This window comes from Streptomyces sp. NPDC015345 (genome assembly GCF_043078805.1).
GTDB lineage: Bacteria > Actinomycetota > Actinomycetes > Streptomycetales > Streptomycetaceae > Streptomyces.
The window spans coordinates 499,775-520,233 of record NZ_JBIBTX010000006.1; the positions used below are offsets into that span (position 1 = coordinate 499,775).

At 69.7% G+C, this 20,459-nt stretch carries 22 protein-coding genes; 10 read left to right on the plus strand and 12 right to left on the minus strand.

What is annotated here, in order from left to right:
- Positions 1-49 precede the first annotated feature (49 nt).
- The 3 genes from ACF062_RS26260 to ACF062_RS26270 all read right to left on the minus strand — a co-directional run bounded on the left by ACF062_RS26260 (position 50) and on the right by ACF062_RS26270 (position 1,856).
- The gene (locus ACF062_RS26260; RefSeq protein WP_392141770.1) at positions 50-730 is read right to left on the minus strand and encodes a hypothetical protein; all 681 of its coding nucleotides are present in this window, start codon (positions 728-730) and stop codon (positions 50-52) included.
- Between the two features lie 88 nt (positions 731-818).
- Positions 819-1,388, minus strand: a complete 570-nt coding sequence (locus tag ACF062_RS26265; RefSeq protein ID WP_392141772.1) for a BlaI/MecI/CopY family transcriptional regulator — start codon at positions 1,386-1,388, stop codon at positions 819-821.
- A gap of 276 nt (positions 1,389-1,664) precedes the next feature.
- The gene (locus ACF062_RS26270; RefSeq protein WP_392142049.1) at positions 1,665-1,856 is read right to left on the minus strand and encodes a hypothetical protein; all 192 of its coding nucleotides are present in this window, start codon (positions 1,854-1,856) and stop codon (positions 1,665-1,667) included.
- A gap of 375 nt (positions 1,857-2,231) precedes the next feature.
- Between ACF062_RS26270 and ACF062_RS26275 the strand changes: the two genes are divergently transcribed.
- A complete protein-coding gene (locus ACF062_RS26275; protein WP_392141774.1) occupies positions 2,232-2,774 on the plus strand; it encodes a GNAT family N-acetyltransferase in 543 nt (180 codons plus the stop codon).
- Between the two features lie 63 nt (positions 2,775-2,837).
- Here the strand turns inward: ACF062_RS26275 and ACF062_RS26280 are convergent, their stop codons facing one another.
- Complete coding sequence (locus tag ACF062_RS26280; RefSeq protein ID WP_392141776.1) at positions 2,838-4,070, minus strand: cytochrome P450; 1,233 nt, start codon at positions 4,068-4,070, stop codon at positions 2,838-2,840.
- Between the two features lie 210 nt (positions 4,071-4,280).
- Positions 4,281-4,733 carry a helix-turn-helix domain-containing protein gene (locus tag ACF062_RS26285; protein WP_223778716.1) on the minus strand — a complete coding sequence of 151 codons (453 nt, stop codon included), beginning with the start codon at positions 4,731-4,733 and terminating at the stop codon, positions 4,281-4,283.
- Between the two features lie 99 nt (positions 4,734-4,832).
- Here ACF062_RS26285 and ACF062_RS26290 point away from each other — a divergent pair, with 99 nt between their 5' ends.
- On the plus strand, positions 4,833-6,152 hold the full coding sequence (locus tag ACF062_RS26290) for an MFS transporter (RefSeq protein ID WP_392141778.1): 1,320 nt from the start codon (positions 4,833-4,835) through the stop codon (positions 6,150-6,152).
- 56 nt (positions 6,153-6,208) lie between these two features.
- Here ACF062_RS26290 and ACF062_RS26295 read toward each other — a convergent pair whose 3' ends face one another.
- Positions 6,209-6,892 (minus strand): TetR/AcrR family transcriptional regulator, encoded by a 684-nt coding sequence (locus ACF062_RS26295; RefSeq protein ID WP_392141780.1) that lies wholly within the window; start codon positions 6,890-6,892, stop codon positions 6,209-6,211.
- 174 nt (positions 6,893-7,066) lie between these two features.
- Here ACF062_RS26295 and ACF062_RS26300 point away from each other — a divergent pair, with 174 nt between their 5' ends.
- The 3 genes from ACF062_RS26300 to ACF062_RS26310 all read left to right on the plus strand — a co-directional run bounded on the left by ACF062_RS26300 (position 7,067) and on the right by ACF062_RS26310 (position 9,828).
- A complete protein-coding gene (locus ACF062_RS26300; protein WP_392141782.1) occupies positions 7,067-8,197 on the plus strand; it encodes an FAD-dependent oxidoreductase in 1,131 nt (376 codons plus the stop codon).
- Positions 8,198-8,350: 153 nt separating this feature from the next.
- Positions 8,351-8,974, plus strand: coding sequence for a TetR/AcrR family transcriptional regulator (locus ACF062_RS26305; RefSeq protein ID WP_392141784.1), 624 nt, complete (start codon positions 8,351-8,353; stop codon positions 8,972-8,974).
- Complete coding sequence (locus tag ACF062_RS26310; RefSeq protein WP_392141786.1) at positions 8,971-9,828, plus strand: alpha/beta fold hydrolase; 858 nt, start codon at positions 8,971-8,973, stop codon at positions 9,826-9,828. The genes ACF062_RS26305 and ACF062_RS26310 overlap by 4 nt, the downstream gene beginning before the upstream one ends.
- Positions 9,829-9,876: 48 nt before the next feature.
- Here the strand turns inward: ACF062_RS26310 and ACF062_RS26315 are convergent, their stop codons facing one another.
- Positions 9,877-10,452, minus strand: coding sequence for a TetR/AcrR family transcriptional regulator (locus tag ACF062_RS26315; protein WP_392141787.1), 576 nt, complete (start codon positions 10,450-10,452; stop codon positions 9,877-9,879).
- A gap of 102 nt (positions 10,453-10,554) precedes the next feature.
- Between ACF062_RS26315 and ACF062_RS26320 the strand changes: the two genes are divergently transcribed.
- Positions 10,555-11,406: an SDR family oxidoreductase gene (locus tag ACF062_RS26320; protein ID WP_392141789.1), complete on the plus strand. Its 852-nt coding sequence runs from the start codon at positions 10,555-10,557 to the stop codon at positions 11,404-11,406.
- A 111-nt stretch (positions 11,407-11,517) separates the two neighbouring features.
- Here ACF062_RS26320 and ACF062_RS26325 read toward each other — a convergent pair whose 3' ends face one another.
- From ACF062_RS26325 to ACF062_RS26335, 3 genes are all read right to left on the minus strand, one after another.
- The gene (locus ACF062_RS26325; protein WP_392141791.1) at positions 11,518-12,027 is read right to left on the minus strand and encodes a GNAT family N-acetyltransferase; all 510 of its coding nucleotides are present in this window, start codon (positions 12,025-12,027) and stop codon (positions 11,518-11,520) included.
- A 124-nt stretch (positions 12,028-12,151) separates the two neighbouring features.
- On the minus strand, positions 12,152-13,012 hold the full coding sequence (locus ACF062_RS26330) for an ABC transporter permease (protein WP_392141793.1): 861 nt from the start codon (positions 13,010-13,012) through the stop codon (positions 12,152-12,154).
- Entirely contained in the window at positions 13,009-13,974 is a 966-nt protein-coding gene (locus ACF062_RS26335) for an ABC transporter ATP-binding protein (protein ID WP_392141795.1), read from the minus strand. The genes ACF062_RS26330 and ACF062_RS26335 overlap by 4 nt, the downstream gene beginning before the upstream one ends.
- 189 nt (positions 13,975-14,163) lie before the next feature.
- Between ACF062_RS26335 and ACF062_RS26340 the strand changes: the two genes are divergently transcribed.
- Complete coding sequence (locus tag ACF062_RS26340; protein WP_392141796.1) at positions 14,164-14,622, plus strand: hypothetical protein; 459 nt, start codon at positions 14,164-14,166, stop codon at positions 14,620-14,622.
- Positions 14,623-14,675: 53 nt separating this feature from the next.
- On the opposite strand, the gene ACF062_RS26345 is transcribed toward ACF062_RS26340, so the two are convergent.
- Together ACF062_RS26345 and ACF062_RS26350 are read right to left on the minus strand one after the other, a co-directional pair.
- On the minus strand, positions 14,676-15,239 hold the full coding sequence (locus tag ACF062_RS26345) for a GNAT family N-acetyltransferase (RefSeq protein WP_392141797.1): 564 nt from the start codon (positions 15,237-15,239) through the stop codon (positions 14,676-14,678).
- A gap of 271 nt (positions 15,240-15,510) precedes the next feature.
- Positions 15,511-17,043: a UDP-N-acetylmuramoyl-L-alanyl-D-glutamate--2,6-diaminopimelate ligase gene (locus ACF062_RS26350; RefSeq protein WP_392141799.1), complete on the minus strand. Its 1,533-nt coding sequence runs from the start codon at positions 17,041-17,043 to the stop codon at positions 15,511-15,513.
- 626 nt (positions 17,044-17,669) lie between these two features.
- On the opposite strand from ACF062_RS26350, the gene ACF062_RS26355 reads away from it, so the two are divergent.
- The 3 genes from ACF062_RS26355 (at position 17,670) to ACF062_RS26365 (ending at position 20,457) form a co-directional block, all read left to right on the plus strand.
- Positions 17,670-18,530, plus strand: coding sequence for an oxaloacetate decarboxylase (locus tag ACF062_RS26355; RefSeq protein WP_392141801.1), 861 nt, complete (start codon positions 17,670-17,672; stop codon positions 18,528-18,530).
- 89 nt (positions 18,531-18,619) lie between these two features.
- On the plus strand, positions 18,620-19,480 hold the full coding sequence (locus ACF062_RS26360; protein ID WP_392141803.1) for an ABC transporter ATP-binding protein: 861 nt from the start codon (positions 18,620-18,622) through the stop codon (positions 19,478-19,480).
- A complete protein-coding gene (locus ACF062_RS26365; RefSeq protein ID WP_392141805.1) occupies positions 19,477-20,457 on the plus strand; it encodes an ABC transporter substrate-binding protein in 981 nt (326 codons plus the stop codon). Before ACF062_RS26360 ends, ACF062_RS26365 begins: the two co-directional genes overlap by 4 nt.
- Positions 20,458-20,459: the final 2 nt, after the last annotated feature.

A 20,459-nucleotide genomic window follows, 5' to 3' on the forward strand; every position in this document is an offset into this window, starting at 1 on the left:
GGCGTCCGCGGAGTCGCGGTCGCGGAACTGCCCATTGCCAAGCAGGGGCTCAATCGGCGGCGGAGAGTATCCAGGCCAGGATCACGAGACCGATGGATGCGGGGGCCAGTACGAGTACACCCAGCAGCGGCAGGAATCCGATGAGGCCTTCGCGGATCTTGCGGCCGGCCTGAAGACGGCCGTGCGGGCGGGCCAGTTCCGCCCGCAGGTCCAGGCGCTCGGCGGCGCGATCGGAGACGACCACTCCCGCGCCCTGCCGCCGTCTCATGAGCGCGCGCCGGACCAGCGCGTCGACGGTCTCGTCACCGCCCTGGAGTTTGTGCAGGATGACCCGCACGCCGTGCGCGTCCGTCAGGACCAACCGGTCGTCGTTCCGCGTCTGTCCCGGCACTTCGAGGCGGCCGACCTTGGTGAGCCGGCCCAGGTCGATGGTGCGTCGTCCGGTGAGAGTGCGGGCGGAGAGCAGGTCACCGTCGTGCGTGCGGGCGTGCCAGCCCATGTGGGCGTAGAAGGCCACCATCGGACTGACGATCAGCGAGAACATGTTGAGGAAGAGGAACCCCTCACTGATCAGCTCGGCCCGGACCAGTACCACCGGGGCGGCGAATGTGAGGAGAGGTATCAGCAGGACGATGAGGTCGACGACCCGCCGACCGGTGCGTCCTTGACCGGCTGCTGCCTGGGCGCCCTCGGCGGAGTCCGGGGCGGCGGCACGAGAGTTGAGCGTCACGGTCGTGACGCTATCGCACCCGGCGCTCCACTCCTCGCCGAGGCCGCCTGGCTGTTTCGCCACGTTTCTCAGCGACGTCCGTCCGCCGTCAGCCGGCGTTGTCCGACTGCGTCAAGGTGTACATGACCGACCGCTGCTGCTTGTGACGCTGGACGCGTCCCTTGGCGACCAAGGCCTCCAACGTGTTCCGTACCACCTGCGGTGACGGGTCGCGGGTCGGGTGCTTCTCCAGGAGCTCGTCGCGCAATTCCTTTGCCAGGCGCGGTTCTTCATGGCCCTTCAGCAGTTCCATCAGCAGGTCCCCGAGCAGAGGCTCGAGCGACTTCCCCTTGGCGCCGCTCTTTGCCCTGGCCCCGGCGGGAGCCGACTTGCTCTTGCCCGATGCCGACCGCTGCTTGGGCGCACCGGCCTTGCCGCGATGCTTCGCTTTCGCGACCACCGGCTCACCCTGCGCCTGCTCCGGGAGCAGCCGCGAGGCATCCGCGAAACCCTCGTACCGCTCGGCGAGGTCGAGAATGTCCGACAGCAGGGCTTCCTCCTGCTTCAGCAGCTCGATCTTCTTCGCCAGCTCCTCCTGACGCCTGCGGTTCGCCTCCAGGTCCGACGCGGCTTGTTCCACGTACCGCGACCGGAGGGTGGCGGCTGATTGGCTGCTCACAAACGTTCACTCCTTCTGCTATGGACGATGCGCGTGGGATCCAGGCCTGAGGTCCCGCGCGGATGACTGCCGACGCCAGATGGCCGTCGACCGTGTTCGCCCATCACCATAGGCGCAAATGTGCCTCTGTATGTAGGCACTGTCGACCTCTCACCCGTTGGGGAAGAACGACTTCGTCCGTACGTCCACCGGTGAGACGGCCGCCGACCGCGGCCGCTCGCTCTGCCAGCTGATACGTAGCTACTCACACGTATCCGTTCATACACGGTAGTTGTCTCAGACGGTCACGGAAGGCGCGGTCTTCTCCGCGCACGGCAGGCGGCGGTTCACACCGATCGCGGAGAGGAACCGCTCGTCGTGGCTGACCACCATGAACGTGCCCTGGTGCGAGTTGAGCGCGCTCTCCAGCAGTTCACCGACGAGCGAAGCAGAGGGCGCGCCGGAAGTGGTCCGGTTTCGAGGCGGCACGGGCAGGGTGTCGAGGCCTCATACGTGGCTCGGTGACGGCCACACGTGTCTGTACGAAGGGCAGGTATTCGACAGCCTCGCGGAGGGCGCCGCCTACACCGAGAGCGCCGGCTTCGACACGATCACCGCGCGCGGAGTCGCCGCCGAGGTGCTGCCTGCGGACCTCATCTATGTCGGCTTCTCGCTCGGCGTCCTGCCGGCGCGGAAGCCGGCCCAGACTCGCCCCGACAGCAGCCTGCCGTCCTACGACGAACAGCCCGCGACGCAGGTCCACCACCGGGTGCTCGGCTTCCTCGACCGCATGAGATGCACGCGGGCGCACACCTACGGCAACCCGATCCACACGTGCTCCGGCCCGCGTGCGAGGATCCCGGGATGTCGATCGTCGTCCACCCCGTTCAGCAGTTCACCTCACCCGGCGAGGTCACCCCCGCGACGCGGCAGAAGCTCGCCGCCTGCTGGGTCGATGTCACCAACGCCGGAGGAGCTGCGGGCTTTCCTTTCCCTCCCATCGACGAGACGCATGCGGCTCCCGCCGTCGACGCGATCCTCGGCACCCTGGCCCCCGCCACCAACCGCCTGCTCACCGCGACCTCTGACGGCGAGCTGGTCGGCTGGCTCAACATCAGACGCGACGCTTCCGAGCTGATCGCCCATTGGGGCACGCTCCATCACGTACAGACCCGACCGTCCGTCCGGGGCCTCGGATTCGGGGCTTCTCTCATGAGCGAGGCCCGCAGAATCGCCCGCGAGGAGATGGGTCTGCGGCAGCTTCGCCTCGCCGCACGGGGCGGTGCGGGTCTCGAGGCCTTCTATGGGCGCCTCGGCTGGCGAGAAGTCGGCCGCTGGCCCGGCGCCCTCCGCTTGTCCGTGGACGACTACCGCGACGAGGTCCTCATGGTCCTCGACCCGCTCTGAGCCACACCTCTCCTTTTACCAGTGCCTCAAAGGGTCGGCGGGGCGGCCTGAGACCGGCCGCTGTCAGCCCACGCGGTAGCGCACCGGAAGGGACAGCACACCACGGATGATGCCGGAACCGATCCAGTCGAGCGAGTCCAGCGGGACGGCCAGTTCCAGTTCGCGGACGCGGGACAAGAGGATGCGCAGGGCGATGGCCGTCTCCAGCCGGGCGAGCGGCGCGCCCAGGCAGTAGTGGATGCCGTGCCCGAAGGCCAGGTGACGGGCGCCCGGCCGGGTCACGTCGAGGACCGCCGGGGCATCGCCGTCCACCTGCGGCGCGTCGTGTCCCGCCGAGCCGAGAGCGACGGAGATCATGCTGCCGCGGGGGATCGACACCCCGCCCAGTTCCAGGTCCCGCGCCGCGTAGCGACTCGTCGAGCGCTCTACGGAGGTGTCGTGGCGCAGGAACTCCTCCACCGCTCCGGGCAGCAGCTCGGGCCGCTCGCGCAACAGCCGCAGCTGGTCCGGGTGTTGGAGCAGAGCCAGTACGGAGTTGCCCAGGAGGTTCACCGTGCTCTCATGGCCCGCGACGACCAGCATCATGGCCGTGCCGACCAACTCCTCCTCGGAGAGCCGGCCATCCTCCTGATCGCGTACGGCGACCAGAGCGGAGAGCAGGTCGTCCTCAGGGCGGCGGCGTTTGTCCGCGACCAGCTCGGCCAGCAGCCCGTGCAGAGCGGCCAGGGCCGGACGGTGCTCGGGGGAGGCCACCTGGAGCGCCTGCCCCGACCAGCGGCTGAAGTCCACGTGGTGCCGCTGCGGAATGCCGAGGAGTTCGGCGATGACGGTGGCGGGCAGCGGGGCGTTGAACGCCTCGACGAGGTCGAGTTCGCCCGACGGCGGCATCGCGTCGATCAAGTCGTGGGCGATCTGCTCGATGCGCGGTGCCATGTCGGCCGTACGACGTGGGGTGAAGGCGGCCGCCGCCAGACGGCGCAGGCGGGTGTGCTCGGGCGGGTCGGCCTCCATCATCTGGGCGCCGAGTCCGACCGAGGGGCGATGGAGGACGTAACCGGCGGCGGCCAGGGCCTCGGCGGCGGGCGTGGAGTCCTTGAGCAGGGCGGGATGCGTCAACGCCTCCCGGGCCAGCTCGTATCCGACGACCACCCAGCCCTTCAGCCCTAGGTGGAACTCGGCCGGATGGATGGGGCCGAGTTCCCGGAGCCGGGCGTACCGCGCGGGCGCGTCAGCCTTGAAGGCGGGGTCGATGACCACCCTGCCGTCCTGATACGGGCAGTGCTCGTGCGGGCTCATGGCGCGTCTCCCGGGTCGGCCGTGCGGTGGTGTCCGGCCCATGCCCGGACACCACAACGGACGGCGATCGTACTGCCGTTGTGGTGAGGACGGTTCGCGCCCGCTTGCGGGTCCGGCACGGTCGCTCTGCGGGCGCTCGCTCGCACTCATTCGGGGTGGCCCGAGCACCTCGGCTCTTGCCCGCGCATCAGCACCCGGGGTCCGCTCGGATCAGTCGGTGGGCAGCTTGTGGACGGTGGTGTCGTCGGGGTCGAGCTGTCGCCCGTCCGCGGACAGCACTTCCAGGGGGCGCAGGCGCTGCCCCCGCCGGCGGTCGACCAACTCCGAGTGCGGCTCGCCGGGAGCGAAGAAGTTCTGCTCGCCCCACTGCCGCAGCGCCACGATGACGGGGAAGAGCGCCTTGCCCTTCGCGGTCAGTACGTACTCGCGGTAGGCGCTGCCGTCCGAGGCGGGGACGGACTCGAGCACGCCGCCGGCGACAAGGGTGCGCAGCCGGGCGGTGAGGATGTTCTTCGCCACGCCAAGGCTCCGCTGGAACTCCCCGAAGCGCCGGCTTCCGTCGAAGGCGTCCCGCACGATCAACAGGGACCACCAGTCGCCGATCGCGTCCACCGACCGGGCGACGGGACATTCGCTGTCGTCGAAGCGCGTCCTGGTCACCATGGCTTCCCTCACTCCCAACATTGGTTGCAACATGCTACCAAAAAAGTTACCGTCACCGCAGTGGTAGCAAGTTGAAACCAGATATGCGGAGGTGAGCCGATGCCCGGCAACGGCGAGGCTGCAACAGGACGGACGGGACGGACAGAGCAGACAGGGCGGAGAAGACAGGCAGGGCGGACCAGGGGCGAATTCCGCAGCGAAGAGAGCGCCGCGTCGTCAGCCCTGACCCGTGGCGTCATCATCCTGTTCGCCATCGCCTGCGGGGCCGCGGTGGCGAACGTCTACTTCTCCCAGCCGCTCCTGGTGACCATGGGCCACGACCTCGCCATGAGCCCGGCACTTGTCGGCAGCGTGGTCACCCTTACACATGTCGGATACGGGCTGGGCCTCTTCTTCCTCGTGCCGCTGGGCGACATGGCCGACCGCAGACGGCTCGTCGTCGCCCAATTGCTGCTCCTGGTGGTGGCGCTGACCGTCATAGCCACCGCCCGCACGGCGGCGATCCTGCTCGTGGGCATGGCCGCGACCGGGCTTCTCGCGGTCGTCACGCAGACGTTGGTGGCCTTCGCGGCCTCGCTCGCCCCTCCCGCCGGGCGCGGACGGGTCGTCGGTCTGGTCACCAGCGGCGTGGTCATCGGAATCCTTCTCGCCCGTACCGCATCAGGGCTCATGGCGGATCTCGCGGGCTGGCGTTCCGTCTACCTCGCCTCGGCCACGCTCACCGCTCTGCTCGCCCTGGTCCTGTACCGCGCACTGCCACGCCACACCGACGCTTCACCGGCCACCCTGCGCTACGGGCAGCTCCTGCGCTCTACTCTCACCCTCTTCGCACGGGAACGACTGCTGCGGCTCCGGGCCGCGTTCGGACTGCTGATCTTCGCTGCTTTCAGCACCCTGTGGAGCAGCGTCGCGCTGCCGCTCAGTGAGGCCCCGTACTCCCTGTCCCACAGCGCGATCGGAGCGCTGGGTCTGATCGGTGTCGTCGGCGCTCTTGCCGCGACCGTGGCGGGCCGCCTGAACGACCGCGGGCATTCCCGGCGGACCACCGGCATCGCCCTGACGCTGCTCTCCATCTCGTGGCTACCCTTGGCGTTCACCCGCAGCTCACTCTGGGCACTGTTCGTCGGGGTGATCCTTCTCGACCTCGCCGTGCAGGCGGTCCATGTGACCAACCAGACCCTGATCTACGCGTTGCACCCCGACGCGGGCAGCCGGCTGATCGGCGGATACATGGTCTTCTACTCCCTCGGCAGCGCCACCGGCGCCATCACCGCGACCTCCCTCTACGCGGTGGCCGGATGGGGCGCCGTCTGCGTGCTGGGCGCCACGTTCAGCTGTCTTGGCCTCGCATTGTGGGCGTACACGCGGCATGACATCCCGGACGCCGGCGTCGAAATGCCCTCTCACAGCGGGAGTTGAGCACAAGCCCTCGCGGTCGCAGTCGAACTTTGGCTGACCACGGCGACAGCGCCGGGTCAGTCGGCCGACCGCCGACGCGCTGTGATCCCGGACAGGATGAGGTCGATGCCGGCGAGGAACTCCTCCCGGTCGTCGTGCTCGCGCAGTTGACCGGCGACGCTCCGGGTGAACGCGTACTCGTCGGGGTCGAGTTCCGCCCATGCGGCCGCCACGGAGTCGAGGAACTCGGTCCGGTCCGTGTCCCGCTGGAGCGCCCGGGTGTTGGCGGCGTTCTGGCCCGCCACTCCGAGGATGTAGCTCATCAACGCGGACGCGGCGGTGAACTGGGCGGCCGCGGGCACGCGGAGCGCCTGGATCTGGCGTCCGATGCGTTCGAAGACCCGCAACATCGGCGACTGCGACGGGGTGCGGGCGAGCTGTGTACCGACCCAGGGGTGGGCATCGATGGCATCGAACACGCCGAGTGCCAAGGCGCGGATCGCTTCCTGCGGCGTCGCGTCGGTGTCGTCACCGGGGATGGTGGTGGTCATGACGGCGTCGATGGCGGCGCCGAGGAGTTCGCTCCGGCCCGTGATGTGCCAGTAGATCGCTCCGGGGCCGGTGGCGAGGTGCTTGGCCAGGGCGCGGAAGGTGAGCCCGGCCTCACCCGCCGTGTCGAGGAGTTCCACGGCGGCGCTGACGATGCGCTCCCGTGAGAGCGGTTCCTGTCGTCGTTCGGGACGGCTCGGGCTGGTTGCCATGCCTGCACTTTAGACGCTGTGGAACGCCGTTCCATCTTGACAATCTCTGGAACGCCGTTCCAGTGTGGGTCTGGAACGGCGTTCCAGGGGTGTCCTGCTGAGCGAGCCGGTGCCCGGTGCCCCGAGGCTGCTCCGTGTTCGCCCACCGGTCCTCGATCAGAAAGGAAGAAGACCATGACCACTCCGGTCACGATCATCGGCGGAGGGCTCGCAGGCCTGACGCTCGCACGCGTCCTTCACGTACACGGCATCGAGGCGACGGTCTACGAAGCGGAGGCGTCACCATCGGCTCGCACCCAGGGGGGCCTGCTCGACATCCACGTCCACAACGGGCAGCTCGCGCTCCGGGCGGCCGGGTTGTTCGAGGAATTCCTCGGCATCGTCCACCAGGGCGCCGAGGCGTCCCGCGTCCTCGACAAGGACGGAAAGGTCCTGCTGGAAGAGCGTGACGACGGCACCGGCGGGCGGCCCGAGGTGCCTCGCGGAGCCCTCCGGCAGATCCTGCTCGACTCGCTGCCCGCCGGCACGGTCCGTTGGGGGCACAAGGTCGCCGCGGCCCGCACACTCGGGGATGGCCGGCACGAGGTGACGTTCGCGGACGGGACGACCGTGACGACCGGCCTGCTGGTCGGCGCGGACGGCGCATGGTCCCGGGTCCGCCCCCTGCTGTCCGACGCCAGACCCCAGTACGTCGGGACGTCCTTGATCGAGACCTACCTGTTCGACGCGGACACCCGCCACCCGGCCTGCGCCCGGGCCGTCGGTGACGGCTCGCTCTTCGCGCTCGCCCCCGGTCAGGGGATATCCGCCCACCGTGAGCCGGACGGCGTCCTGCACGCCTACGTGACACTCACCAAGCCGCAGGAGTGGATGGACGCCATCGATTTCACCGACGCGGGCGCGGCCACGGCCCGTGTCGCCGCGGAGTTCCACGACTGGGCCCCGGAACTCACCGCCCTGCTCACGGACGGCGAGACCGCCCCGGTCCCACGCGCCATCCACGCCCTGCCGGTCGACCACCGTTGGGACCGCGTGCCCGGCGTGACGCTGCTCGGCGACGCGGCCCACCTGATGGCCCCGTCCGGCGAGGGGGCGAACCTCGCCATGTACGACGGCGCGGAACTGGGCAAGGCCCTCGCAGCGCACCCGGGCGACGTCGAAGCCGCACTCGGCGCGTACGAGAACGCCCTGTTCCCGCGCGGCGCCGCCGCTGCCGCCGAGGCTTCCCGCGTCCACGAGCTGTGCCTCGACGACAACGCCCCGCACAGCCTCGTCAGCTTCTTCACGCACGCGCAGGCGGGCTGAACGCGATCCGGCCGGTGACTTCGACTTCCCCTGGCCTGCTGCCGCAACCGCATGAATCCGCCGTCGCAACGCACCCGACCCTTGGCCATTCCCTAGACGGCCCTATAAATTTAGTGTGCTCTCTAAGTTTTGGCGAAGGGCGGGGTACGTGCGATGCAGACGGCCGAAGGGGGACTACGTGAGCAGCACAAGGCCCGGCGGCGAGCTCGGATCCTCGACGCGACCCGGGAACTCCTGCGGGACAGCCCGGAGTCGGTGCTCAGTACCGAGCGGATCGCCGAGCGAGCGGAGGTCGCCCCGGCCACCGTGTACAACCTGATCGGCCCGCGCGAGAAGATCTGGGAGGCGCTCGCCGCCGGGTTCATGGACGAACTCGAACGCCGCCTGGCCCTACTGGGGGCCGGTGACCCGCGGGAGGTCGTCCGGTCGACCGTACGACTGTTCGTAGAGGACCCCATCGTGTCGCGGCGCATGGTGCGTGAGTGGGCGAAGAGCGGCCTCGTACTCGACCGCAGTCCGCTCGCCCAGCTTCGCCGCGCAATGGCCGAGGCGCAGACACAGGGCATCCTGCGCGCCGACATCCGTACTGACGCGTTGGCCGCCGCCGTCGGCACCTCGTGCGTGGGCGCCCTGCATCAGTGGGTCGCTGCCCTGATCGACGACGACCGGTTCCTCGCGCGCGCTCTGTTCGCACTGGACGTCGCGCTCGCCGCGGCGGCCGCCGACCTCCACCGGGACCGACTGCTGGCACCGCTGCGGACACGAGGCACGTCATGACGGCCGACGCACTCTCACGGCCCCGAAGCTTCGCGGGCGGAGGCGGGATCCGGCTCGCGGCGGACACGTGGGGTGAAGCGTCCTCGCCCCCTCTCCTCCTGCTGCATGGCGGCGGCCAGACACGACACGCCTGGGGCCAGACCGGCCCTCGGCTGGCCGAGCTGGGATGGCGGGTCATCGCTCCGGACCTGCGCGGGCACGGCACCAGTCAGTGGTCGGCCGACGGTGACTACGACCTCGACCTGTTTGCCGATGACGTGCGGACACTGGTCGCCGAACTCGGCGACCGGCCGGTGCTCGTAGGGGCCTCGCTCGGCGGTCTGAGCTCGCTGCTCGCCGCCGGAGAGGCACCCCGGGCGGCGATTCGCGCTCTGGTGCTCGTCGACGTCGCCCACCGGCCGGATCCGCGCGGGGTACGCCGGATCGTCGAGTTCATGCGCCATCGACCGGACGGCTTCGCGAGCGTCGAGGAGGCGGTCGCCGCGGTCTCTGCCTACCTGCCGCACCGCACACGACCGTACGACCCGGAGCGGCTGCGGAACAATCTGCGACGCCACGGTGATCGCTGGGTCTGGCACTGGGACCCCCGGGTGCTGGCCGGCTTCGAGGGCCGGACGGACCCGCCCGGCATGGCGGAGCGTCTTCTTGACGCCGCCCGCCACGCCGACGTGCCGATCCTGCTCATCCGCGGCGGGCTCAGCGACGTGGTGCGCGAGGACACCGCCGTGGAGTTCTGCGACAAGGTCCCGAACGCGCGGTACGTCGATGTGGGCGACGCCGGGCACATGGTGGTCGGCGACCGGAACGAGCCCTTCATGGACGAGCTCATCCCGTTCCTGGAAGGCATCGACTAGCGACTGAGGGCCGCGCCCGAGTTGGCGTGCCGGACAGGGGGCTCGGGTTCAGCTTGCGGTCGAGTCCTTGGTCAGCGCGTCCATGAAGAGGTCGACGAGCGGACGCGCTTGCTCCTTGGTGCCGTGCTGCACGGAATAGGCGATGCCACCCATGAGAAGCAGGACATTGTCCGGGGCGACGTCCGTTCGCAGGCTTCCGTCTCGGGCGCCGGCCGCGAGGAGGGTGGCGACAGCGTCGGTAAGGAGCGTGCGGCTGTCGGAGTATGGATCGATGCCGGAGGCGATGACCGCGTTGAGGGCTTCGGACATTCCGCTCTTTGCCGTGGCGTAGTGGATGAAGTGTTCCATCCACATCCGGGTGGCCTCGGCGGCCGGGTGCTGGGTGAGAAGGTCGTTCACCTTCTCGCACACCTGGGTGAGTTGGCGCCGGTAGGCGGCGTCGATGAGGACTTCCCGAGTCGGGAAGTGCCGGTAGAGCGTGCCGACACCGACGCCCGCCTGCTTGGCGATGGCGGCAGGCGCGGTGTCCAGCCCCTGCTCGGCGAAGGCCCGCGCGGCGACCTCCAGCAGGCGCTCCCGGTTCTGCAGCGCGTCACTCCTGGTGCGGCGGGGTGCGGCGGGCATGCGGGTTCCTTCGATGTCGGTGTCCCCATTGCTTTCCGGAATCCGTTCCGCTTAACTTTGAACGGAATGGATTCCGGTATGACTCTACTTCAGGAGGCCCCCATGCCCGCTCCCTCCGACAAGGCCTTACGCCACTGGTTCGTCACCGGAGCCTCCGGTGGGCTGGGCCGCCATCTCACCGAGCACGCCCTCCGGAACGGCGACCGCGTTACGGCGACGGTGCGCCGCCCGGCAGCTCTGGAAGACCTGCGCGAGACGTACGGCGACCGGCTGACCATTGAGATCCTCGACCTCACGCGGCCGGCCGATGTGGACAAGGTGATCGGCAGGACTCTCGGGTCCGGGCCGGTGGACATCGTGGTCAACAATGCCGGATACGCGGTTGTGGGCGCCGCCGAGGAAATGACCGTCGAGCAGATTCGCGACCAGATCGAGGTCCTCCTACTCGCGCCGATGGTGATCACCCGCGCCTTCCTGCAGCCGATGCGTGAGCAGGGAGGTGGCCGGATCATCCAGATCTCCAGTGTGGGCGGCCAGGTCGGTATCCCCACTCACAGCTCCTATCACGCGGGCAAGTGGGGGCTGGAGGGCTTCACCGAGAGCGTTAGCCGCGAGGTCTTCGACTTCAACGTTCACCTCACTCTGGTCGAGCCCGGCGCCACCCGTACCGGCTTCGCTTCGGCCCTGCGATACACCACCGAAACGGCCGTCTACCGCGACAATGCCGTCGGCCGGACCCGGCGCTACCTCGAAACCGCGGACGAGAGCGTCTTCACCGGCGACCCGGCCAAGGTCGCCGCCGCCATTTACGACACCACCCGCCATCCGAGCCCGCCACTGCGCCTGACTCTCGGCTCCGACAGCTACAGCGCAATCCACGCGGCACTCACCGAACGTCTCACCGCGCTCGAGACCCAGAGGGATCTCGCTGAATCTGTCGCCTTCACCAACTGACCCGCCCCACCGGCACGACCCGTCAGGAAATCTCGCCGCCATCACCCCAGCGGTTTCGCAAGCGGCGAAAGCAGGTAAACGGCACCGTAATGGTGTGCCCCGGATTCACGTTCAGTGTTGTGCCTCGGCCGGGGCGTTGAACGTGATCCAGGTATCGGGCGGCAGGTCCGGACGCCCCGGAACGGGCCTGCGTTCCTCGGTCCACGCGTCACCGGCGATCTCGGTGGCAACGCGCCGCCAGAATCCGACCGCGGCGACGTTGCGATCCTGGAAGGCGACTTCCCACGGCCCCGGGTGTTTCGCCACGACCTCTCGAACGGCGCGCAGTCCGATCCCTGTCCGGCGTGCCCCACGAACAACGAAGAAGCTGTTCAGGACGCGTGTCGGAGCAGTCAGGCTGCGGACGAGAGCGAGACCGACGGGGGAGGAGCCATTGGACAAGAGGTAGGGCGCCCAGTCGGCCTGCGCAAAGGCGGCTTGAAGCCGATCACTCCGGAAGGTTCCGTCGGGGTTGGGCAGTGCGCCGCTGAACTCGGACATGTCATGCCGGAAGAGCAACCAGAGGCGCTCCAGTATGGGTTGGTCGGTCACATCGGCCAGGCGCGCGGATACGTCGGTCATCAGTCTCCCTCGTTGCGACATGAAAAAAGCCTCCCTGGCGGACGCGGAGGCGGGGCCCGGCCGGGGAGGCTTGAGTGCTGAAAGGGAACGTATCAGGTCCACCTCCGCCTGTCGCAGGCGTCGCTCACACGTCCCGGCGGCACACCACGGTCACCGTCACGGCCACCGCCACCAGCGGCCACACCGCGAAGACCGTCCACGCCTCGGCGGGCGTCACCGGATACTTCTCCGCCAAGCCCGGCACGGAGGGGTTCTCCACCAGGCGCCGCCATGCGGAGAGCAGCATCGCGTTGCCGATCTCCTTGACCCACCGGTACGTGTCGCCCTGCAAGACCGCAGGCAGCAGCAGAAGTGTGCCGACCACCGCCACGACCGTGCCCGCGGCATGGCGAATGGCCGCGCCGAGCGCCATGCCGACCAGCGCGCACACCGGAGCGAGCAGCGCGGAGGCCGCGATGGCGCGCACCGCTCCGGGGTCGCCGACCGACAGGCCGCCCTCCTCGCGGAGCAGCGCCTGCGTCACACCGAAGGAAACCCCCGCGACGATCACGCCGAGCACGCACAGCACCGCCGCGACAACGGCCGTCTTCGCCGCGATCACCGCGCGGCGGTCCGGCACGGCCGTGAACGTCGTACGGACCAGGCCGCTGGTGTACTCGCCGAAGACGCAGAGCGCCCCCACGGTGGCCGCGATGACCATCCAGAGCTGCCAGGCCGGTTCGACGAAGGCGGCGTGCAGCGGGTCGAACCGGAAGTGCCGCTCGGTCCCGGCCGGAGGCTGCGGCATGCCCGCGAGCCGACGGGCGTTGGAGCAGGCGGAGTTCGCATTGATCGCGATCACGACGAGGGCGCCACCGCCGAGCACCCAGTACGTGGAACGCAGCGAGCGGAGTTTGATCCGCTCGGCGGCGAGGAGGTCGGTGAAGCGGGCGCGGAGCGCGGTGGTGCCCGCTTGGCCCCGGGCCTCCGTGGTGGGCGTACTCATCGTGCTCCTTCCGCGAGGCGCTGCCCGCGCTCCTCGTGCTTCTTTGCCGGGCTTTGGGGCGCCCCCGTGAGGTAGTCCACGCGGTCGGCGGTGAGTTGCATGAACGCCTTCTCCAAGGAGCGGCCGCCGGAGGCGAGTTCGTGCAGCGGGATCCGGTGGGCGCATGCCAGTTCGCCGATGCGGGCCGTCGGCAGGCCGGTGACCGTGAGCAGCCCCTCGCCGTCCGCGAGGACCGCGGCGCCCTCGTCGGTCAGGACGGTCGCGAGCCCGGCGGCGTCGGGGGTCCGCACGGTCACGTCGGGCCGGGACGCACGGGCCGCGAACCGAGCGACGCTTTCGGCGGCGATCAGTTCCCCGCGGCCGATCACGACGAGGTGCTCGGCGGTGTCCTCCATCTCGCCCATCTGGTGACTGGAGACGAAGACCGTGCGTCCCTCACCGGCGAGCCGCCGGAAGAGCCCGCGCATCCACAACACGCCTTCCGGGTCAAGCCCGTTGAGCGGCTCGTCGAACAGGAGGACCGGCGGGTCGCCGAGCAGCGCGGCGGCGATGCCGAGCCGCTGCCTCATGCCGAGCGAGTACCCGGACACGCGTCGCCGCGCCGCCTCGGCGAGGCCTACCTCGGCCAGGACCTCGGCGACCCGGTGGCGCGGGATTCCGTTGCCGCGGGCGAGTGCGGCCAGGTGGTCCCATCCGCTGCGTCCGACGTGTACGTCGCCCGCGTCGAGCAGCACGCCGACGTGGCGCAGGCCGCGCGGTCGGTCGCGGAACGGTCGTCCCCCGATGGTGGCGCTACCGCCGGTGGGACTCACCAGGCCGAGCAGCATGCGCAGCGTGGTGGTCTTGCCGGCGCCGTTCGGCCCGAGGAAGCCTGTCACGCGCCCCGGGCGCACCGTGAAACTCAGGGCGTTCACCGCGGTGGTGTCGCCATAGCGCTTGGTCAGTTCATGTACTTCGATCACGGTCCGAATCTGTCGCGGGCAGGGCGACCAGGGCATCGGCCGGGCGGCCACATCTGCGGGCTGGGCGGTAGCCCGTGGGCGTACGTCCGGGGGCCATGTCCCGCTGATGGCGCACGCACCTGTGTCTCGCCGCACAGGCGCTGCTCCTCCGCCGTGAACCACGATGTCGATGGGCGGTACTGTCGGCCGATGGCGTCTGACGAGTCGAGCGCGTGCCCGCTTCACGGTTCCGGGGTGACCGGGCAGAGCCTGGTGGGCCGCCGGGTCGTGAAGGTCGTCGCGTCGTGGCACGTATACCGCGGCGATGACCCGGCGGGCCCGCTGGAGGTGTGGCTGATCGATGACCGAGGTGTCGCCGTTCGCATCACGACCGGATCGGATTGGTGCCTGATCGCAGAGGAGTCGGAGCCGCACGCGGGCTACGACATGGGCGACTCGGGGCTCGTCACGGTGGGAGCGATCAGGCAGGAGACACCGTTCGCGGACCACATCGGGGAGAGTGTTCTGGCGATGCGGGAAGACCACGTGTCGAACGCCGGTCGCGTCGCCCTGGAGCTCTCATTCCCCACCGGCGGCGTCCGTTGTGAGAGCTGGGCCGGGGACCTCCGCCTGTCTGCGACCGGGCGCCATCCGGGATGGCCGACGTGAACGTGACGTGGGTGCCCAACCGGCCGATCGGTGGCTCGTCACGAAAGCTCTGGTCAGCCAGGGCTGCCGTATCGGGTTTCGCTGACGGGTCTATCGATGCGGTAGACGTAATGGGCGCGGTCGTCGTCCGGATTGTCAGGGGTCAGATCGGCGGTACCGACCCTGAGCAGTCCGGCCTTCTCCAGGGCACGCCATGACGCGCGGTTGGCGGCGTGGACCGGGACGACGACGGCGGACGCGTCCGGGTGGTCGGTCCATGTGGCCGCCACGATCTCCCGGATGATACGGGGGCCGAGTCCCTGCCCTACGCGTGCGGGGTCGCCGAGCAGGTAGTCGATCGTGACCGCCGTTGCGGGGAGATCGACCTGGGCGGCCATCTCCGCGAGGTAGTCGGGGTAGTCCGCGAATCGACACCGTTGGACCAGGGCGACGGGCGCGCCGTCCAGCATGACCAGGAGATCCTCGGACGGCTCCTCGCCGCGCGTCGCCGGCCCGAAGTCCCGCGCGACCGCCTCCACGGAGGTGTCGTGGCTCCACCAGCGGGCCACATGCGGTTGCATGAGCCACCGCCGCAACAACCCGAGGTCTCCCTCGGTCACCCTCCGCCACGTGATCACCGCGACTCCTCACCTCCTCACCACCGCGCCACATCACGCCGACCCTAGCCAGCGGCTCGCCACGCAGCCACCGGGTAATGGGTTCATGACCGCCGCCGTGTGCGGGGAGGCCGCGCTGATGCGGGCCTGGGGACACACGGCCCCGGCGAGCTGGAGCGGATGCCGCTCGCCAGTACCGGTAGCCCTGCGGACGTGCCGCGGTCGGTGCCGGCCAGTGCTCCATGTGGCCTCGACCAGCGAGACGGCTCCGTGCCGCGCCCGGCCGTCACGCTCACCCGCTCAGCGAATCGACAGGTCGAAGTACGGAAGGGCGGACGGCTGCTTGTGCGAGGACGAGTTCCCGCGCGGTCTCCATGTCGCTGAACGGGAGCAGTTCACCGCGGACGGCCTGGTGCGGTTCGCTGCCCTTGCCGGCGATGAGGACGGTGTCCCCGGGACCCGCCGAGGACAGCGCGAAGGCGATCGCCTCACGACGGTCGGCGAGCCGCTCGAACGGCGTGCCGGTGGCCGCGAGGCCCGGGGTGATCTGGTCCAAGATCGCCTCTGGGTCCTCGAAGCGAGGGTTGTCGCAGGTCAGGACGCACAGATCCGAGTGGGTGCCCGCGATGCTCCCCATCTCGACCCGCTTCGTGGTGTCCCGGTCGCCGCCGCAGCCGAAGACAGTGATCACCCGGCCGGCTGCGTAGCCGCGGATGGTGGTCAGGACCTTGTCCAGGGAGTCGGGGGAGTGGGCGTAGTCCACGATCACGGTGGCGCCCTCAGGGGTCTCGAAGCGTTCGAACCGCCCGGGGACGGGCGGAAGCTGAGCGAGCGCGCCGACGAGGGCGTCCAGGTCGTGCCCCAGTACGTGGCAGGCGGCGAGCGTCGCAAGGGAGTTGGCCACCGAGTACCGGCCCGGGAACGGTATCGCCGCCGGATACGCCCGCCTCTCGTGGTGCAAGGTGAACCGCGTACCCGAGGCACTCACCACGAGGTCGGTCGCGCGGTAGTCCGCCGGTGCGTCGAGAGCGTAAGTGGTCACCGCGCCGGGCATCATGGCCGCGATCCCGGCCCCCACCGGGTCGTCGGCGTTGACCACCGCGTGCCGGCACAAGCCCTGGAAGAGCCGGAGTTTGGCATCCCGGTAGTCGGCCATCGTCCCGTGGTCGTCCAGGTGATCCTGCGTCAGATTGGTGAACACGCCGACATCGATGAACGTCCGGTCCACCCGGTGTGTCAGCAGGGCCATGGAGGTGGCCTCCAGGACCACGCTGCCGGCCGCGCGGTCGCGCATGTATCCCAACAGGTACTGGAGGTCAGGCGATTCCGGCGTGGAGAGCACCGAGTGCGGCATGCGGATCTGTTCGTCGCCGATCCGGCTGCCGGCCGTCCCGATGACCCCCACCTTCGCTCCGGCGGAGATCCGCAGGGCGGATTCGATCATGTACGAGACGGACGTCTTGCCGTTGGTGCCGGTGATCGCCACCATGTCCATCCGCCGCCCCGGTTCGCCGAAGTACCGGGCGGCCACCACCGCGGCAGCCCGTCGCGTCTCCGGCACCCGCACGACGCACCCGTCCGCGGGCCACGGCATCGCAGGCGGCGTCGGATCATCCCCTTCTACGATGACGGCGGCGGCCCCGCGGGCGAACGCGTCGGTCACCGAACCCGGCCCACCCTCCTGGTGACCGGGTACGGCGACGAAAACGGAACCAGGCAGGACCCGGTCCACGTCGAAAGTCACACCGCCGGTGATCGCGGTCGCTCCCGGGTCGCCCCGCAGTGCGTGATGTGCGTGTCCGGCCAACAACTCGCTCAGCTTCACGATGATCCCTTCGAAGTGGCGCGGCCCGCGCGTGCGGTCGCAGCCAGGCGGCAGCACCGGCGGGGGCCGGAGAGCTGTGATGGTGACGTGGAGCGGAAACGGAGAGCGTCCGGCGGGCCGGCGAAAGGCGCTGGACCCGAGGGAGAAGATCCGGCGCACGCCACGGAGGGAGCGACGAGCCGGTGCGAGATTCGCTAGCCGTGGTCGTGCAGCGCGATACGCCGGGCCCCGGGCGTGCGGTGGCCCGCCGCGGCAACCGGCCGTCCGGCGCCGGGGCGCGGTTCAGAGGCGGCCGACGGCCGGCTCTGCCTCATGCAACCCGTGTGGCCCATGTGGTCGAGTGTACGGCCGCCGAGAAGAGGACAGCGAAAGAAGGCCCGGGCGAAGGCCGGAACGAGCTCCTCTCCCGGAACGAGCCTCGGGAGAAGTCGTATCCAGTCGTTCCCGTACCCGTCCGGCAGTGACGTTTCTGTGGTGAAAGTGCTGCACCGGGAGGGTGAGAGTAGCGCGGGTCGGGGAGTTCCGCTCTCGACGCCGAGATCATCCTGTCCCGGCATCCCTCACCTGAATCCCCCACCTGAATCCCCCACGCGAATCTCTCTCCCCCCACGATCAGGAGCCAGGCGTTGAAGCACGGAACGAAGTTGCGGGACCGGATCGCCACGCCGGGCACGACTCCTCTGATCGGCGTGTACGACATGTACTCCGCATCCGTCGCCGCCGGTCACTACGACGGGATGTTCGTGTCCGGCTTCGGCTTCGCCGCCTCGTACTACGGGCTGCCCGACATCGGCTTCATCGCCTGGCCGGACATGGTGGCGTTCACGCAGCGGCTGCGGGGCGCGTTCCCGGGGCACCACCTGCTCGTGGACATCGACGACGGGTACGCCGATCCCGAAGTGGCCTGTCACGTGGTGGAGAGCCTGGAGCGGATCGGGGCTTCCGGAGTGATCCTGGAGGACCAGAAGCGGCCCCGCCGGTGCGGGCACGCGGACGGCAAGCAGGTGCTGCCGCTCGACGAGTACCTGACCAAGCTGGAAATGGTGCTGCGGACCCGCAGGGACATGGTCGTGGTGGCCCGGACCGACGCGACGGACGAGGCCGACATCATGGAGCGCGCCAGGTGTCTGGCGGCCACCGACGCGGACGTGGTCCTGGTGGACGGCGTACGCGACGTGGAGGGCATCCGCCGGATCCGCGAGGTGGTCGACGGCAAACCCCTGCTGTTCAACCAGATCGCCGGTGGCAAGTCCCCGCGGCTCTCGCTCGCCGAACTCACTGATCTCGGCATGGACGTCGCCATCTACAGCACGCCCTGCCTCTTCGCCGCGCACGAGGCGATGGAGGCCGCGCTCGCCGAACTGAAGCGGGCCGACGGCAGGTTGCCGTCCGTCGACCCCGTCCGCGGCATCGGAGTCGCCGCCTCGACCCGGCTCCTGGAACGGAACATCGCCCGCCACCACCCCAAGGGTGCGGAAGATGCCTGAGCCTGGCCGAATTTCGACTTGCTAAGGCGAGACGACGAGACGCCACCCCCCGTTTCGCGGAACGGTTAGGTTAGGCTAACCTCTGCCGCGTGCATGTTGGTGAAGAGACCGCCGAGGCCACGCGCCCCCAGGGTCATGAACTGTCGGCCACGGGTGTCACCGTGGCGTACGAAGGCGTCGACGTCGTCCACGACGCCGCGATGACGCTGCGCCCGGGCGAGGTGACCGTCCTGGTCGGTCCGAACGGCAGCGGGAAGTCGACGCTGCTGCGCACGCTCGCGCGCCTCCAGCGGCCCCGGACCGCCACCCTTGTCATCGACGGCGAGACCGACGGCCTGGCCCTGAGCCCCCGCGAGTTCTCCCGGCACGTCGCGCTGCTCACCCAGGGCCGCCCCACGCCCAGCGGACTTACCGTGCGGGACGTCGTCGAATTCGGCCGCTACCCGCACCGGGGCCGCTGGGGCAGGACCGACCCGGGCGGCCGGGCCGCGGTCGACCGTGCCCTCGCCATGACCGGCGTCGCGGACCTCGCCGAACGTGGCGCCGAACACCTGTCCGGCGGCCAGCTCCAGCGCGTCTGGCTCGCCGGCTGCCTCGCCCAGGAGACGGGCGTGCTCCTGCTCGACGAGCCGACGAACCACCTCGACCTGCGCTATCAGGTCGAACTCCTCGACCTCATGCGGGACCTGGCGGACGACCACGGGATCGCCGTCGGAGCCGTCCTGCACGACCTCGACCAGGCGGCCGCCATCGCCGACCGGATCCTGCTGCTGGACGCGGGGCGAGTCGTCGCGGACGGCGACCCCACAGACGTACTGACACCGCAGCGGCTGACCGACACGTACGGCATCCGCATCGAAGTCGACTCCGACCCCCTCTCCGGCCGCCTGCGCACCCGCGCCATCGGCCGCCACCACTCGCGAAGCGAAAGGCTCAGCACCACCTCATGAGACGCCTCCTGTTCACCGCGGCGGCCGCCACCGCCGCGGCCCTCGCCCTGTCCTCCTGCGGCACCACCGAGCCCGCCGCCGACGACGCCAAGAAGAACGCCTCCGCCCTGACCCTCACCGACGGCACCGGCACGAAGGTGAAGCTGGACGGCCCGGCGAAGAAGGTCGTCGGCACCGAGTGGAACGCCGTGGAGAGCCTGATATCGCTCGGCGTCGACCCGACCGGCGTCGCCGACGTCAAGGGCTACAAGACCTGGGACACCGCCGCCCCGCTGAAGAACGACCCCAAGGACGTCGGCACGCGCGGCGAGCCGAGCATGGACACCATCGCGTCCCTGAAGCCCGACCTCATCATCGCGACCACCGATCTGCCGGCCGCCGCCGTGAAGCAGATGCGCAAGATCGCCCCGGTCCTCAACCTCCGCCCCGCCGACGCCGCGGACCCCATCGGCCAGATGACGGAGAACCTCGACCTCCTCGCCAAGGCCACCGGCACCACGGAGCGGGCCACGAAGCTCAAGAAGGACTTCGAGGCGAAGCTCGCCGAGGGCAAGAAGAAGCTCGCCGCCGCCGGTCACGGCGGCGCGAAGTACGCCTTCGCCGACGGCTACGTCACCGGCAATCAGACCTCGATCCGGCCCTACACCAGCGGTTCGCTCATCGGAGCCGTCAACGAGAAGCTCGGCCTGAAGAACGACTGGACGGCCAAGGGCGACAAGGCCTACGGCCTCGGCGCCACCGACGTCGAGGGCCTCACCAAGCTCGACAGGGACGTGCACTTCGCCTACATCGGCAACGACGGCGACAAGAGCAGCAACCCGTTCACCGGCGTCCTGAAGAAGGACAAGGTGTGGACGTCGCTGCCGTTCGTGAAGAAGGGCAACGTGCACCGGCTGCCCGACGGCATCTGGATGTTCGGCGGCACCGAGTCGATGAGTCAGTACGTCGACTCCGTCGTCGAGGCGCTGAAGAAGTAGCA